Raw genomic sequence first — 14,786 nt, forward strand, 5'->3', positions numbered from 1 at the left:
AGTCGAAGGACCTGCTTTCCTCTCAACCTATGAACCAGCTTCCGGGAATGCCGCAAACCGCTCGGTAAAATGGAAATGATGCCCACAATGCTGTCCACGCACGCCCATTACATCCTGCTGGTGGTGGCATCGCTGGCAGCCGGTGCCATCAACGCGGCAGCCGCAGGCGGATCATTCCTCAGCTTCCCCGCCATGCTTGGCATGGGCATCCCTCCGGTGCAGGCCAACGCAACCAACACCGTCGCCATCTGGCCCGGCCAGCTCACCAGCATCCTCAAGCTGCGCAACGACCTACGCCGCGAACTCGTCTTCGCTGCCATCGTCGCCTCCATCGTAGGCGGTGTCGGCGGAGCACTCCTTCTGCTCCGCCTGCCCCAGCGATTCTTCCTCTACGTCCTGCCCTGGATGATCCTCTCCGCCACGCTGCTCTTTCTTTTCTCCGCCCGCATCAGCCGCTGGCTCAACAAGGAAACCCAGCACCCGCACATTGAAAAGCGGGTACGACCACTTACCATCTTCCCGCTTCTGCTGCCCATCTGCCTGTATATCGGCTACTTCGGAGCAGGCGGCGGCCTCATGGTCATGGCTCTGCTCGCACTTCTTGGCATGGACGACATGCACCAACTCAACGGCATGAAGGTCCTCGTCGCCTGCATTTCCAATCTTTCCGCAGTCATCACCTTCATCGCAGAGCGCGCTGTCGTCTGGCATTACTGCTTCATCGCCATGGTCGCGGCTGCTCTCGGCGGCTACATCGGCGCGCACTACGCCCGCAAGCTGCCGCAGAGCACCATGCGCACCCTCGTTATCGCCGTTGGATTCGCCGTCAGCGGCTATTTCTTCTACCGCAACCTGCATCCGGCCCACTAATAGGAAGAGAATTAGAAGTATGAGTCACGAAGGCATTCGCATGATCAGCCGCGAGGAGAGTGAGCGCACCGCCGCCACCGACCAGCCGCTGCCCCCTGCCGCCATCAGCCCCGCCAAGGTCAAGGTCGACATCACCAACGGCACCGGCATGGAGATCACCTGGAAAGACGGCCACCACTCCAGGTGGACCTTCCCCTATCTCCGCGACGCCTGCCCCTGCGCCACCTGCCATGAAGAACGCGAGAAGACCGGCCGCGCCCTCGGCGAACCGCGCCCCGCGCCCAAGGCCCTCTTCCCCATCTACACGCCGCCTGCCAAGCCGCTCAGCGCCGAACCTATCGGCCGCTACGCCATCAAGTTCAAGTGGGCCGACGGCCACGAAAGCGGCATCTACTCCTGGGACTTCCTCCGCCGCCTCGACCAGAACGCATTGCCCTTCAAGGTAGCCGCAAAATGACCGAAACCATGACGCAAATCGAAGCCCTTGAAGCCAGGCTGAAGCCGTTCTACGACCAGCTCGCAAACCACCGCCTCTACAGCTCCTTCCACACACTCGCTGATCTGCACACCTTCATGGAGTCGCACGTCTTCGCCGTGTGGGATTTCATGAGCCTGCTCAAAGCGCTCCAGCGCGGCCTCACCTGCGTCGACACCCCATGGATCCCGAGCACATTCCCCGAGAGCCGCCGCCTCGTCAACGAGATCGTCCTCGGCGAAGAAACCGACGTGTATCAGGGCAAATCCCTAAGCCACTTCGAGCTGTACCTGCTCGCCATGCAGCAGTGCGGAGCCGACACCACCGCCATCGACCGCCTCATCTTCGCCCTGCGCGACGGCGCCGACCTGCATCAGGCAGTCCGCGGCAGCCACGCCCCCGAACCGGCCAAACTCTTCGTCCGCGACACCTTCCACATCCTCAGCGAAGAAAAGCTCCACACCACCGCCGCAGCCTTCACCTTCGGCCGCGAAGACCTCATCCCGGCCATGTTCAAAGGCTTCGTGCGCGACCTCAACCGCGACCTCGGCGGCAATCTCGACACCTTCCTCTGGTACCTCGAACGCCACATCGAAGTCGACGGCGAAGAACACGGCCCCATGGCCCTCCGCATGATCGCCGAACTCTGCGGCAACGACCAGCAAAAGTGGCACGAAGCCGAACAAGCCGCCACCTTCGCCCTCCAATCCCGCCTCAATCTCTGGGACGGCATCGCCAACGCCATCACCTCGCACTAGACCGACAAGGGATAAGCGATAAGGATGGTGTCTCCATTTCGTGTTCATCGAAGTGGGTATCGTGCAATGCACGATCAAACGGTCTGAAAGACCGTCATTCTGAGCGAAGCGAAGAATCCCCACGCACTTCCGCGCGCCACCATCGCTCAAACCTTCCAGCCACAAAAACCGCGATCAAACGACCAAAGGTCGTCCCAGCGAAGCTCATACGATTCGAAGAATCGTCATCCTGAGCGAAACGAAGTGAAGCCGAAGGACCTGCATTCCCTTCACCTCTCTACAACCCACGCGAGAGCCGCAAAAAACAAAACCGCGCCCACGGAACGACATACGGAACAGCACGAAGTGCCAACATAACGTGTAGCCTTCCCCTCATCACTCACGTCCAATCGTTCATGCGATACTCCGCGCCTGTTGCCGCTCTTGTGTGCGCTTCTCTGCTTGCGTTCCCCCTGCCTGCCTTGGCCCAAAGCGCTGCGCAGGCAGAAGCCCAGACACAAACGCTGAACGTCGACGCCCGCCTCGTCGTGGTCCCCGTCACCGTCCGCGACAGCAAAGAAAAGCTCGTCCGCACCCTCACCAAGGACGACTTCACCCTCACCGTCGACGCCAAATCGCAGAACATCCGTTACTTCGACAAGGAAAACAACCTGCCCCTCACCCTCGGCCTCATGGTCGACGTCAGCGGCAGCCAGCGCACCGTCCTCGACGCCGAGCGCACCGCCTCCTCATCCTTCCTCGACAACATGCTCCAGCCCGACCGCGACAAAGCCTTCGTCATCCAGTTCGGTCGTCAGGCAGACCTCCTTGCAGACGTGACAAGCTCCATGCCCAAACTGCAAGCCGCTCTGCAAAAAATCGACGGCGACCGTCAGGACAAGCCCCAGTTCAATCAGAACGACCGCAACGACAACGGCAGCAACTCGCAGGACAACAGCGGCAACTCCGGCAACAACGGCGGCTATGGCAACAACGGTGGTTACGGACAAGGCCGTCATGGCGGCGGTCGCGGTCAGGGAGGCGGTGGCCAGCGCGGAGGAGCAGGTGGCGGCACGCTCCTTTACGACGCCGTCTATCTCGCCTCCACTGAAGTCCTGCCCAAACCCGCCAAGGACGCGAAACCCACCGGCCCCACGCGCCGCGCCCTCATCCTGCTCACCGACGGCGACGACCGCGGCAGCCGCGAATCCCTCACCGACGCCATCGAAGCCGCGCAACGTGCAGACTTTACCGTCTACGCCATTTACTACAAAGGCGAACAGGACCACGGCGGCTACGGCAACGGCTTCCCCGGACGCTTTCCCGGCGGACGCGGCGGCTTCCCCGGCGGTGGCGGACGCATGGGCGATCAGGGCAACCGCGAACACAACGACGGCAAGAAGATACTGCAACGCATGACCGAAGAAACCGGCGGCCGCATGTTTGAAGTCACCAAGAAATACACCGTCGCCGACATCTACAAGGACATCGCCGAAGAACTCCGCAGCCAGTACCGCCTTGGCTTCTCACCCGTAAACAACGACGACGGCTACCATCGCCTCACCGTCGACATCCCCAAGCAGAAGAAACTCATCCTCCAATACCGCGACGGCTACTACACCGGCGCTCCCAAGCAGTAAGACAAACTCACCGTCACGGTCGTGACGCAGCGTCAGTGGCTGCGTCACGCCAACATACGCTGCAATCCGTAACTTCACAAAAAAACTCATTCACTCCGCGCGTCTTCATACCGTGAACAGCCATACTGGTTGTCACCATGAAAAAACTTACGTTTGCTGCGCTGGCGCTGGTCATCGCAACTGGAAACCTCTTCGCGTCGGAGCCGGACGGCCTCACGCTTCCTGCCGGATTTCACGCAACGGTAGTCGCTGAAGGCCTAGGCTCGATCCGCCACATGGCCATCCGCAGCAACGGAGACATCTACATCTCCACGCGCCACGGCGGCAAGCAGCCATCTACCGGCATCCTCGCGCTACGCCTTGACGCGGATCACAAGCAGGCTCAGGTCGAACACTTCAGCAGCGTCGATCAGGGCACGGGCATCCGCATTTACAAGGGCGCGCTCTACGCCTCTTCCAACACCGCCGTCTATCGCTTCCCGCTCGAAGGCAATGCGCTCGTGCCCACCGCCGAACCGCAAACCATCGTGGAGGGCCTCGCACCTTCCGGCCACATGATCGCCTTCGACGGCAAAGGAAAGCTCTACGTCTCCTTCGACGCTGGCATGAACATCTGCGCCACGCCCAACACCCCCAAAGGAGAAAAGCCCACCGGCCTGAAGCCTTGTCCCGCCCTCGCAACCAGGGCGGGTATCTGGAGCTTTGACGACTCCCGCACCGGACAGAAGTTCAGCGACGGCGAACACTTCGCCACCGGCGTCCGCACCCTCAGCGGCCTCGACTGGCGCAACGGCGACGCACTTTACAGTGCGACTCACGGACGCGATGCCACGCACGACGCCTTCCCTGACCTCGTCACCGAAGACCAGGACAACGTCATCGCAGATGAGCTTTTCCGCGTTGAAAAATCTACAGACATGGGCTGGCCCTACACCTACTACGACGGTGCGCGGAAGCTTCTCCTTCTCGCACCCGAGTACGGTGGCGACGGCAAAACCGCACCCACTGAAGGTCATTACGCAACGCCGGCAGCCGCATTCTTCCAGCCGCGTCGGCCAGCCGTGCTCGATCTTGTCTTCTACCAGGCGAAGCAGTTTCCTGCCCTCTACCGTGGCGGAGCCTTCCTGGCCATGCACGGTGCCGCAGACGTTCAGGGCCCTTCAGGACAGGCCGGTTACGATATCGTCTTCGTTCCCTTCAAGGGCAATAAAGCTGGCACACCGGTCATCTTCGCAGACGGCTTCGCGGGTCCGAACCCTGCGGATAAGAACGTTAAGACCGCAGCCTACCGCCCCGTCGGCGTAGCCGTGGGTCCCGATGGTGCTCTCTACGTAGCCGACTCCAACAAGGGCCGTATCTGGCGCATCGCCTACACCGGAAAGCCATAGCGCCAGATCCGAGTAGTGAACAAAACGAACTTCTTCACATAAAAGTCATGGGCGCGCAAAATGCGTGCCCATGACTTTTTCTTCAGCGCGACCATCCACACAGCTAAGGTGCAATGCGACGCACGACCGTGACCGGAATCGAGCCATCCGGTCGCGGCGCCACCTTCCAGCTAAGCGTGTCGCCCTTCAACTCGTAATCGCGAACCTGCGTCGTATCATCGCCATTCGGATACGTGCTGCGGTCAATATGCAGCGTAACCTTGTTCGCGGCGGTATCCACGGTATAAGTGCCGAAGCTGCAACTGGAACTAAGCTGGGCCTCTTTGTACTCATCAAAGCTGCCCTTCTCACGATCCTTGCCCGCAAACTTCGTCCGCACATCGCGAAAAACATCAATCATGAAGTGGCCATCGGCAGTAAACATCGCCATCCCATGCGGCTCTGTTCCATAGTCAGAGACACGTGTTCCATCGGGCAGTAACTTATCTGCAGCAATTAACTTCCAATGACCAACAAACGGATTGCTGCCGTTGGCCTGGGCATGCATGTTGCAGACACAGAGCATCGCACTCGCAAGAAGCGAGACATATTTCTTCATAAGTGGGTCACCTTCTATTTCAGCTTCACAGCAACTAAGTCAACTTCCACCAGGGCACCGCGCACCCCTGCTGGTAGCACCACCTGCAACGTAGTACGTGCAGGTTTATTCGGATATTCCTTGGTGCCAAAGATCTGCGTATAACCTGCCGTCATTCCTGCAACGTCCATCTTGCCGTCCTTTGCAGGATCACCCCCCAGGAACATGCGCACCATCGCCACGTTGCGTAGTGTCAGCTTCTGCGTTTCAAGAAATTTCTCCAGGTCCTTAAAAATGCTGACGGTCTGCGACGTCGTATCAGGATGCGACTTCATGTCCGGGTCAAGCCATCCACTCACGTACAACGTGTTTCCAACCCAAACTGCACCGGAAATCGGAAGGATAGCGTTATTGGGATTTTGGGTCGCAGGCAGTGGAACTTCTTTCATCGTTTGCGCAGACGATGAAAGAGAACCTGCCAGCGCGACGGAAGCAAGAAGCATACGGCTGATCTTCATGCAGTCAAACTTAGTCGCACTCTGTCTGCCGCACAATTTGATTCTTTTCACGCATCACGTAAGCGGCGCTTATGCCTTCTTCACAATGCGCAAATGCTCGGGATAAGCCAACCCAGCCAGCACGCCCTGCGTAGCCGCAACCAGCAGCGAATGCAAAGCATCCACCGCCGGAATATCGGTGGTGTTCATACTGCGATGCAACGCCACCGGAAAGGCCGGCAGCACCGGCAACCGATGCAGCGACTTACTCGCAGTAAGCGCAGACGGCAACTGCATCGCAGTACGTGCCGTAATGCCAAGCCCACCCTGTAGCGCCGCCCAAAGCCCATCAAGACTGGGACTGGTGGCCGCAATACGGTACGGGATTCCAGCACTTTCCAGATGCTGCACCGCAGCTTTGCGAAACGCGCACTGCGGCCCCAACAACGCCAGAGGTAAAGCAGCCTCCTGCATACGAAAGCCGCGACTCGCAATCCACAATACTGGCAACTCGCCCAACAGCACAGCGTCCTTACGATCCGCGAAACCAATCGTTAGCGCCACATCAAGCTGTCCTTTATCCAACGCCTCAATCAGCGCGCCATTACCTTCAATGCGCAGCTCCACCTGCGTTCGCGGATACAGCGTTGTGAACTGCCGCAAGGCATCCGGCAACACCGAGGCAAAATCCTGCGGCGCACCAATGCGAACCGTACCCGCCAGCGTCACGCCCTGCATCGTCTGCAACAGATCATCGTTCAACGCCAGCATCCGGCGCGCATATCCCAGCGCCGTCTGCCCCGCCTCTGTCAGCTTCAGCACACGACCCTGCTTGCGAAACAGCGGCGTCCCCAACTCTTCCTGCAGACGTTTCATCTGCAAACTGATCGCGGATGGCGTTCGTCCCAGCCGCTCCGCAGCCTGCGCAAAACCACCCACATCATGCGTCGTCACCAACGTCCGCAAAGTATCCAGATCAAGATTACGAAGAAGCATCGTGCGTTGAGCCTACACCCGCAAGAGATTTATTTCGCAGAGAAACTCGTCGCCGCAGGTCGCAGCGACTGCGAGTTCTGCTTCAGCAGCGGAGCCAGCACTTCATACTGATCCGTTGCGATGAAGTTCACACCCGCAGCAATCGCGCCCTTCATCCGCAACATCCCCGCATCCAGCGATCCGAAGTTATAACCCTGCCCCCAGCCGTTCTTATCATTCGGCTCTGTCGGATCAAATCCATCAATCGTATAGAAACGAATCCAATACCCAAGCGCGTGCGCATGATCCACCAGCGCCTTCAACCGCGCCTGATCCGCAGCAGTCCAATCGCCAGCCTTGTGCTGACCACCTTCTTCCACCGCAAACCACGAGTTGTTCGACCAACGCCGATAGTTCGTCGGACGCTCCGTCAACATCGCCTCCGGAGCAGCCGTTGCCTGCCAGTGCATACGCTGCGCAGCCGTCATCCCCGCAGGTGCCTCCACGGAATGCGCCGATCCAAACAGCAGCAGCTTACCGCCAACCGGCACCGCATCATTGAACACCTTCGCCTGCTCATCACTCTCTTCCGTGATGGCAAGAATCGGCTTGCGATCCATCTTCGAAATCTTATGCGGATCATCCGTCTGCACCGCAGTAGAAAGCCACGGCTGATACTCACTCAACAAGTCCCACACAGCATGCAGAAGCGCTGGCTGATTGTCCTTGAAGTCAAAGTGCAGCACCACCAACGGCCATGTGTCCTTCTTGTTTTCCTTGATCGCCTTTTCAATCGTCGGACGCACCTGCTCAAAGAAGTAATCGCGCAGCGTCGGCTCCTGCCCCGTGGGCTTCGGCGTATGCGAAACCACAACGCGCCCCTTGTCCGTAGCCGGATCCACATACCAGGCCAAATCCTGCTCAATCGAAACCGGGAATCCCGAAGACAGTGCGCGATACACACGATTGTTCCAGTGCCCCTCATATGGATAGCAGTTATGCGCATCCAGCACAGGCTGATTGTTGTTCAGAAACGCAAGATCAGCCTTCTGCGCAAATGCTCTACCAGCAAGAACACAAAGAAGAAGCACCGTGAAACAACGAACAGACTTGCGAATCATAAAAAGCTCCTCAAAACGTACAGACACTTATTGTCCAGAACACACACAAAAGCCCGGTGAATTTAGAACAACAATCAAACCACGAACGACACACACCGGCCAAAACAAAGATGCCCGGCAGCGAATCAAGCAGCCGGGCATCTTGCATTGCGAAAGATCGAGTTACTTCGCAGGCTCAGAGATCGTAATGTTCCGATACTGAATCACGCCGTGGTGATCTCCCTGCAGATAGAACGGTCCCGGCTCAGCTTCATTGCTGTCCAGCGCACCACCCGTCGGAGCAGGCAGTTCCACATTGTCGTGGTACAGCTTGCCATCGCGATACACCGTCACATGGCGACCCACCAGCGTCACATCGTAGCTGGTCCACTTACCCAGGTTGTTTTCTGCACCTGCTGGCGGCGGATACCAGCTATAGATCGCACCCATCTCGTGCGTCGGCAGCTTGCCACCTTCCGTGCCCACCTGCAGCTCATAACGACCACGCAGATAGATACCGCTGTTGCCACCCTCCGGGCAGTTCACTTCAATGTGCAACTTGAAGTCCTGGAACTTCTCCGTCGTCTTGATGTTGGCAGCAGGCTTCATACGCTGGCCCGGAACTTCCGGGTTGTCATTCACCAGTTCGCCATCGCGAGCCACCCACTTGTTGTTATCAACGGCGCCAATCGGCTCCCAGCCATTCAGATCCTTGCCATCGAAAATCGGACGCGGCTTCGTCCACTTCTTTGGCATCGGGCGATCCAGCTTCGGAGCCGTCACACCTGCCAGCGACGAGCCATCGGCCTCACCGCCACGCTTCTCCACACCCACCAGCTTGCCCGCGCTGGGCGACGTCAACTCCCACGTCACCGCCGGGCCGCGGCCCGCAGGCTCCACAGCCAGCACCAGCTTGTCGCCGTCCACGTTGGCATCGGAAATTGCATGCCATGCGCCACCACGCGGCTGATACTTGCCTTCCAACCTGCCGCCGTTGTCGGTCAGCTCAATCCACTGCGGATACGCCTTACCGGTAGCAGGCGTAACCGTCATGTCCCAGCGACCCAGGAATGCTTTGGAGTCTTGCGCAGAGACAGTCGAGGCGAGCGCGGCAGCCAACAGAGAGGCAAAAAGAATCTTGGTTTTCACGGGTTTGAGTGTAACCTTTCTCGCCCTACGACTGTCACCTGCTTTGTTTAAGAGCTGGCAAAATGACGCGCCTCCACAAGCCAAACAGATAAGCTTCTTCCCAAGCGCGTGAAGCCGTCCTCAGGCACGCCAAATTATTTTCCGAATCCGTGTCGAATCACGTTTCCCCCGTTCGTCGACAAAGTAATGGCGGGCATCAACCGGCCAAAAACAGGAGAAGTTATGCCGCAATTCCTCGTTGCAGTGCAGCACCCCAACAACTACGACCCGTCGCTCGAAGGCGACGACATGATCCGCGACATCAGCGCGCTCAACGAAGAGATGGACGCCGCAGGTGCTCGCTTCTTCGCCGGTGGCCTCGCATCGCCAGACCACGCAAAATCCCTGCGCAAACAACCCAATGGCAACGTCTCCGTCACCGACGGCCCTTACCTTGAAGCAAAGGAATACATCGGCGGCTTCTGGATTCTCGAATGCGCCGACATGGACGAAGCACTCGCCTGGGCGCGCAAAGCCGTCATCGCCTGCCGCGTGCCCGTCGAAGTGCGAGAGTTCCTGAGAATGCGCCCGCAAAGAAAATCCAACTAAGTACGCCTACTCTGCAGAACCTGAAATAAGGAGCAACATAAATGCGTTTCATGATGATCGTAATTCCCAAAGGCTACGAATCCGCTGCACCCGATGCAGCCCCTACCGCCGAAGTCGTAGCCAAAATGATGGAGTACAACAAGGCACTGCAGCAGGCAGGCGTTCTGCTCGCTCTCGATGGCCTCCTGCCTCCCTCCACCGGTGCACGCGTTTCCTTCACCCACAATGGCAAACCCACCGTCACCGACGGCCCCTTTGCAGAATCCAAAGAAGTCATCGGTGGCTATTGGATCATTCAGGTACGCTCGCGAGAAGAAGCCATTGAATGGGCCAAGCGAGCCCCCTTTGGCGAAAATGGGATCATCGAAGTCCGCCAGATCCAGGAAATATCTGACTTCCCGGAAGACGTTCAGAAAGCCGCGGAAGGCTTCGAACAACTCAAGAACAACATCCGATAACGCATGAGCGACATCCGCAAAACGATTGAGGCCGTGTGGAAGATGGAATCCACACGCCTCATCGCTGCCATCGCCCGCGTCACGCGCGACGTCGGCATCGCAGAAGAACTCGCGCAGGACGCACTCATCACCGCCCTCGAAGTGTGGCCGGAAGAAGGCGTTCCATCAAACCCCGCAGCATGGCTCATGACCGCAGCCAAACGACGCGCCATCGACCACCTCCGCCGTGGTCGCATGCTCATGCAAAAGCACGAAGAGATCGCGCGCGAACTCGAGTGGCAACAGCAGCAACTCTCACATGCCCTCGACCACGCACTCGATCAGGTCATTGAAGACGACGTACTCCGCCTCATCTTCACCGCATGTCATCCAGTACTCGCCGTGGAAGGTCGCATCGCACTCACATTGCGACTCATCGGCGGCCTCACCACGGCAGAAGTTGCGCGTGCTTTCCTCGTGCCGGAAAAGACACTCGCACAGCGCATCGTTCGCGCCAAGAAGACGCTCACGGAAGCGCACGTCCCCTTCGAAACACCACGCGGCGAAGAGTTACAACGCAGGGTCGAATCCGTCCTCCTCGTCGTCTACCTCATCTTCAACGAGGGATACGCCGCAACCTCCGGCGACGAATGGATGCGCGCCGCACTCTGCGAAGAAGCACTCCGCATCACACGCATACTCACACAACTCATACCCAACGAGACAGAAGCCCACGCACTTCTTGCGCTCATGGAACTGCAGGCCTCACGCACCGCAGCACGACGAGGCAAAAACGGCGAAGCAATTCTGCTGCCCGATCAGAACCGCGCCCTCTGGGATCACGCACAAATCCATCGCGGCCTGCACGCACTCGCACAAGCGCAAAAACTAGGTGGCGGCGCAAAGCCGTACGCGCTGCAAGCCGCTATCGCCGCATGTCACGCACAAGCCCGCACGGCAAATGAAACCGACTGGGAACGCATCGTCCTTATCTACGACGCGCTGATGCAGATCACGCCATCGCCCATCGTCGCCCTCAATCGAGCCGTAGCCGTCAGCATGGCACAAGGCCCCGCCGCAGGCCTCGAAGCTCTTGACGCTGCAACCAATCCCACAAGCAACATCTCAGCCTTAACCAACTACCATCTCTACCCCAGCGTCCGCGGCGACTTCCTCATGAAGATGGGCAAACTCACAGAAGCAAGAGAAGAAATCCAACGCGCCCTCAGCCTGACAAAAAATCAGCGCGAACAGGAACTACTAACGAAAAAGCTGCAACAGATCGAAGCCGCAAACGCATAGGACCTACGGTCGTCAGAACGCGCAGCTCATGCAGAAATCGGTCGCGCGCAACACAGGCTCGGGGTCATGGCGTAGCTGGCTTGAGTAGATCCACAATGCGCTGCCAATGGTTCACATTCTCTTCGGACTGTTGCATCTTTTTTTCCATGCTGTTGAGCTGGGCCGAGATGGATAGCTGCGATTGATCAATGGCTGACAGTCGCTGAAAGATGGACACCTGCTGCTTAAGGTCATGGGCTTTTTCGGCCTTCTTATACTCTGCGTCAAGCTTCTTCCACGTTTCGTCGTTGGTTTGACGGGACTGCAAGAGTCGCAGACGGGTCTCCAGGACCGATTCGTTCGCGTTTGAAGCGGCCAGTAGTTTATTCAAGGCATATTCGTACACATCATCCAGCGGCATACTGCGGGTTTTGGCGTAGCTGACCAATTCCTCAAGAGGTGGAGTCGTAAGAGGAACGTCAATGATGGTGGTGCTCGTCACGGTTGGAGCAAGCCCTCCGCCACCAACCTTCGGAACCGAGTTGGCCAATTCTTGGGGCATTGGTCCGGTTACATATTCAATGGGTCCCATATCGAGTAGCGGAGAAGAGCTGTGCAAGGCGGGGTCGCCCCATGCATCGGTTCCAAGACTCGAAATCGTTGAATTGTCCAGGTGAATCCACGCGTAGACCGTTCCTTCGGGATTCACCAGCATCTTCTTCACCGCTTCGTCGGGGTTGGCATTGATCTTCTTTGTCGCTACTGCCAGAAAAGCCTCTGTCTGCTTCTGTGCACTCTTCGCATCGAACTTCGCCTTGAAGTACGCAGCAATAAAATCGGCGACTACGGTCGCGGCGCCTAAGCCAACGTGGATCGCCAGGGTACCGGAGCCACTGAAGCGACCAGATGGCGCTGTCTGCCCTGTGTTTTTTGGTGCCGTTGCGGTTCCCACACCGGGATCAACATCAGCTCCTGCGGTGGCATTCGTTCCACCTTGTCCTTTTACCTTCGGGAATGTGCCTGCACCGGCGGAATCAACATCAGTTACAGCTCCGCCCTGACCTTTTACCTGTGGTGCTCCTGACGTAGTGTTCCCAGACGTGCCAGCTGTTCCCCCCGTCTTCCCGCCTTGCGTAGATCCTCCAGTGCCTCCGGACGGCCCATCCGGCGCCTGGTCTGTTGTTCGCACAAACCTCGCCTTCACGCGCGGGAACTTCGTTGTCTCATCTTTCAAATGCTCCTGTGGCTCGTCAACATTCTTCACATCCGCAACCTTGAAGCCGGCTTTGGTGACAACTCTGCCAGTGGGGGTGTCGCTGGCGGCGTCCTCCTTCGTCATCTTGTTCGCGACTCCCTGCTGGTATGCCCGCAGATTTTCAGAGATCTCATCCGGAGTCATGTAGCTCCAGTCGGCTTCAAACTCCTTCACTTCGACGCCGTTTTTCTTGAAGGAATCAAGGGCCTTGTTGAACTCATCTTTGAACCGCAACTGTCCGCTGCGAAATTTCCTGTCAGGTGACACGGTGCGGGCGCTCCCTGTCATCACTCCTTTCTCGTCAACGTTGAATTTCACCCAGTAGACTTCCTGCTTTTCTATTCCGTGCTCTCCTTGCACCTCCAGATACTCGCCTCGGTAGTAGGTATATTTACTGCCCTTTACCTCGTCAGCATGGAACTCGCTTGCATCCACAGAAGGCTTTAGAGGACGGTCATCAGTTTGCGGCTCCCGGCGCAGCACTGTGCCAGTCTCTCGATGCAGGCCAACGGGTGTGGGTGAGAGTGGCAGAGAAGATGCGCGTTCCGCCGCTCCATTCGGTTGCGGACGTGCCGCGTTCTGCTGAAGAACATGCGTCAGTTCATGGGCAATCAGGTGCTTGCCCTCGTGGCTGTTTGGTGCGAACTTGCCCGCGCCAAACACCACGTTGTTTCCCACCGTGTAAGCACGCGCCTGTACCGCCGCTGCCGACTGAGCCGCCTGCGAATCGATGTGGATCCGTACGTCGCTGAAGTCGCTTGCGAAACGATCCTCCATAAAGCTTCGAGTGGACTTATCGAGAGGGCGACCGGGCGAACGCAATACTTCCTGCACGATGGGCGGGGCAGTCGTTCCTGAATCATGGGGCGATGAACTTAAACGCGAAGCCCTCGCACCGATGGACTTGCGCTGCAATCCTGGCATTCCCGTGGAAGGCGCGATGGCTGCTGCGCTCGGCATGCGCATGACGTGCTCAGCCATTCGGTCGGCTTCGTGCTCCAATGGATCGTCCACTGCGCCAACTTCAAGCTTTCTCTGGAGGACGCCTCCGAACCGCATTGGAGGCGAGAAAGGTGGCTGTGGCTGGCCCGGGCCTTCTGGCGGAAACACGGGAATCTTGCCGAAGGCGAATGAGCGCCGCTCGTTTGTGATCGACGTGCTCTCCGGGTTGATCGCTTGATCAGGGTCCAAAGGCTGCTGCGCCCTTCGTCGCAGCGCTGACTGATTTCCGATCGTTCGTTGAGGAAACCGCGACTGAGCAGTTGGGTCGAATCCAAGCGTTGGCAGCGTCGAGCGGTCAAGCCCCGGCCTGCGGGTAGAAGACCCGGATGCCTTGTTCGGTAGCCTTGACAATTTTGGAGCCAACATAGCTTACTCCCCAAAACCGTACGCAGTGCACCAGGTTGGGTCGGCGCTACACGCTCATATAGCGCGTTCAGCCTACCGCAATCCATCTACCTCGGTGAAGCAATAAAAATGGAATTTCTTGGGGGATTGAATCGTCGCCGCCCTCAATTCTGCGAGCGCCTTATAGAAGTCAGCGGCTGGCCCACACCGGAAGACGTCGAGAACGGTACGGAGTACCTGTCAAGCCCCTAACCCACCCAAACCCAACAAAGCAAAAGAAATAGAGTTGGCATGGTATTTCCGTCGAACAACTAAAATAGAAACAAGGAAATAGCTAACAGCTAGATGCCAACAGCTAAAAGCTTTAGAAAGACGATTTTGCCTCTAACCCCAATGGAAAGACGATTTTACAGCCACTAAAAACATAAACCCAATAGAAAGACGATTTTAGAAAAACAGGGGGGAGGGGG

General features: G+C 58.0%; 14 protein-coding genes. 8 read left to right on the forward strand and 6 right to left on the reverse strand.

What is annotated here, in order from left to right; genetic code table 11:
• The first annotated feature begins 87 nt into the window (after nt 1–87).
• The 5 genes from JAO32_RS19270 to JAO32_RS19290 all read left to right on the forward strand — a co-directional run bounded on the left by JAO32_RS19270 (nt 88) and on the right by JAO32_RS19290 (nt 5,110).
• The gene (locus tag JAO32_RS19270) at nt 88–870 is read left to right on the forward strand and encodes a sulfite exporter TauE/SafE family protein (protein WP_334243443.1); all 783 of its coding nucleotides are present in this window, start codon (nt 88–90) and stop codon (nt 868–870) included.
• A gap of 19 nt (nt 871–889) precedes the next feature.
• Entirely contained in the window at nt 890–1,327 is a 438-nt protein-coding gene (locus tag JAO32_RS19275) for a DUF971 domain-containing protein (protein ID WP_334243444.1), read from the forward strand.
• Entirely contained in the window at nt 1,324–2,103 is a 780-nt protein-coding gene (locus tag JAO32_RS19280; RefSeq protein ID WP_334243445.1) for a DUF3050 domain-containing protein, read from the forward strand. The genes JAO32_RS19275 and JAO32_RS19280 overlap by 4 nt, the downstream gene beginning before the upstream one ends.
• A gap of 395 nt (nt 2,104–2,498) precedes the next feature.
• Nucleotides 2,499–3,722, forward strand: coding sequence for a VWA domain-containing protein (locus JAO32_RS19285; protein WP_334243447.1), 1,224 nt, complete (start codon nt 2,499–2,501; stop codon nt 3,720–3,722).
• A 137-nt stretch (nt 3,723–3,859) separates the two neighbouring features.
• Nucleotides 3,860–5,110, forward strand: coding sequence for a PQQ-dependent sugar dehydrogenase (locus JAO32_RS19290; protein ID WP_334243449.1), 1,251 nt, complete (start codon nt 3,860–3,862; stop codon nt 5,108–5,110).
• Between the two features lie 103 nt (nt 5,111–5,213).
• Here JAO32_RS19290 and JAO32_RS19295 read toward each other — a convergent pair whose 3' ends face one another.
• From JAO32_RS19295 to JAO32_RS19315, 5 genes are all read right to left on the reverse strand, one after another.
• Nucleotides 5,214–5,708 carry a lipocalin-like domain-containing protein gene (locus JAO32_RS19295; protein ID WP_334243451.1) on the reverse strand — a complete coding sequence of 165 codons (495 nt, stop codon included), beginning with the start codon at nt 5,706–5,708 and terminating at the stop codon, nt 5,214–5,216.
• Nucleotides 5,709–5,722: 14 nt separating this feature from the next.
• Entirely contained in the window at nt 5,723–6,190 is a 468-nt protein-coding gene (locus tag JAO32_RS19300; RefSeq protein WP_334243453.1) for a Rid family hydrolase, read from the reverse strand.
• Between the two features lie 84 nt (nt 6,191–6,274).
• Nucleotides 6,275–7,180, reverse strand: coding sequence for a LysR substrate-binding domain-containing protein (locus JAO32_RS19305; RefSeq protein WP_334243455.1), 906 nt, complete (start codon nt 7,178–7,180; stop codon nt 6,275–6,277).
• Nucleotides 7,181–7,209: 29 nt separating this feature from the next.
• On the reverse strand, nt 7,210–8,280 hold the full coding sequence (locus JAO32_RS19310; RefSeq protein ID WP_334243457.1) for a hypothetical protein: 1,071 nt from the start codon (nt 8,278–8,280) through the stop codon (nt 7,210–7,212).
• A 162-nt stretch (nt 8,281–8,442) separates the two neighbouring features.
• Nucleotides 8,443–9,408 (reverse strand): 3-keto-disaccharide hydrolase, encoded by a 966-nt coding sequence (locus tag JAO32_RS19315; RefSeq protein WP_334243460.1) that lies wholly within the window; start codon nt 9,406–9,408, stop codon nt 8,443–8,445.
• Between the two features lie 222 nt (nt 9,409–9,630).
• On the opposite strand from JAO32_RS19315, the gene JAO32_RS19320 reads away from it, so the two are divergent.
• Genes JAO32_RS19320 through JAO32_RS19330 form a run of 3 tightly spaced genes read left to right on the forward strand, consistent with a single transcriptional unit; the run spans nt 9,631 to nt 11,735 of the window.
• A complete protein-coding gene (locus tag JAO32_RS19320; RefSeq protein WP_334243462.1) occupies nt 9,631–9,996 on the forward strand; it encodes a YciI family protein in 366 nt (121 codons plus the stop codon).
• 41 nt (nt 9,997–10,037) lie between these two features.
• Nucleotides 10,038–10,454, forward strand: coding sequence for a YciI family protein (locus tag JAO32_RS19325; RefSeq protein WP_334243464.1), 417 nt, complete (start codon nt 10,038–10,040; stop codon nt 10,452–10,454).
• A gap of 3 nt (nt 10,455–10,457) precedes the next feature.
• A complete protein-coding gene (locus tag JAO32_RS19330) occupies nt 10,458–11,735 on the forward strand; it encodes an RNA polymerase sigma factor (RefSeq protein WP_334243465.1) in 1,278 nt (425 codons plus the stop codon).
• Between the two features lie 64 nt (nt 11,736–11,799).
• Here the strand turns inward: JAO32_RS19330 and JAO32_RS19335 are convergent, their stop codons facing one another.
• Nucleotides 11,800–13,950, reverse strand: a complete 2,151-nt coding sequence (locus JAO32_RS19335; RefSeq protein WP_334243467.1) for an eCIS core domain-containing protein — start codon at nt 13,948–13,950, stop codon at nt 11,800–11,802.
• Between the last annotated feature and the right edge of the window lie 836 nt (nt 13,951–14,786).

Source organism: Terriglobus sp. ADX1, from assembly GCF_036877645.1.
In the GTDB taxonomy this organism is placed as follows: domain Bacteria; phylum Acidobacteriota; class Terriglobia; order Terriglobales; family Acidobacteriaceae; genus Terriglobus.

Bases quoted from the DNA above. Each gene is read 5' to 3' on its own strand.
- JAO32_RS19285 (WP_334243447.1), top strand. From the start codon at position 2,499: ATGCGATACTCCGCGCCTGTTGCCGCTCTTGTGTGCGCTTCTCTGCTT.
- JAO32_RS19325 (WP_334243464.1), top strand. From the start codon at position 10,038: ATGCGTTTCATGATGATCGTAATTCCCAAAGGCTACGAATCCGCTGCA.
- JAO32_RS19305 (WP_334243455.1), bottom strand. From the start codon at position 7,180: ATGCTTCTTCGTAATCTTGATCTGGATACTTTGCGGACGTTGGTGACG.
- JAO32_RS19280 (WP_334243445.1), top strand. From the start codon at position 1,324: ATGACCGAAACCATGACGCAAATCGAAGCCCTTGAAGCCAGGCTGAAG.
- JAO32_RS19310 (WP_334243457.1), bottom strand. From the start codon at position 8,280: ATGATTCGCAAGTCTGTTCGTTGTTTCACGGTGCTTCTTCTTTGTGTT.
- JAO32_RS19295 (WP_334243451.1), bottom strand. From the start codon at position 5,708: ATGAAGAAATATGTCTCGCTTCTTGCGAGTGCGATGCTCTGTGTCTGC.
- JAO32_RS19270 (WP_334243443.1), top strand. From the start codon at position 88: ATGCTGTCCACGCACGCCCATTACATCCTGCTGGTGGTGGCATCGCTG.
- JAO32_RS19275 (WP_334243444.1), top strand. From the start codon at position 890: ATGAGTCACGAAGGCATTCGCATGATCAGCCGCGAGGAGAGTGAGCGC.
- JAO32_RS19330 (WP_334243465.1), top strand. From the start codon at position 10,458: ATGAGCGACATCCGCAAAACGATTGAGGCCGTGTGGAAGATGGAATCC.
- JAO32_RS19320 (WP_334243462.1), top strand. From the start codon at position 9,631: ATGCCGCAATTCCTCGTTGCAGTGCAGCACCCCAACAACTACGACCCG.
- JAO32_RS19335 (WP_334243467.1), bottom strand. From the start codon at position 13,950: ATGGCTGAGCACGTCATGCGCATGCCGAGCGCAGCAGCCATCGCGCCT.
- JAO32_RS19300 (WP_334243453.1), bottom strand. From the start codon at position 6,190: ATGCTTCTTGCTTCCGTCGCGCTGGCAGGTTCTCTTTCATCGTCTGCG.
- JAO32_RS19290 (WP_334243449.1), top strand. From the start codon at position 3,860: ATGAAAAAACTTACGTTTGCTGCGCTGGCGCTGGTCATCGCAACTGGA.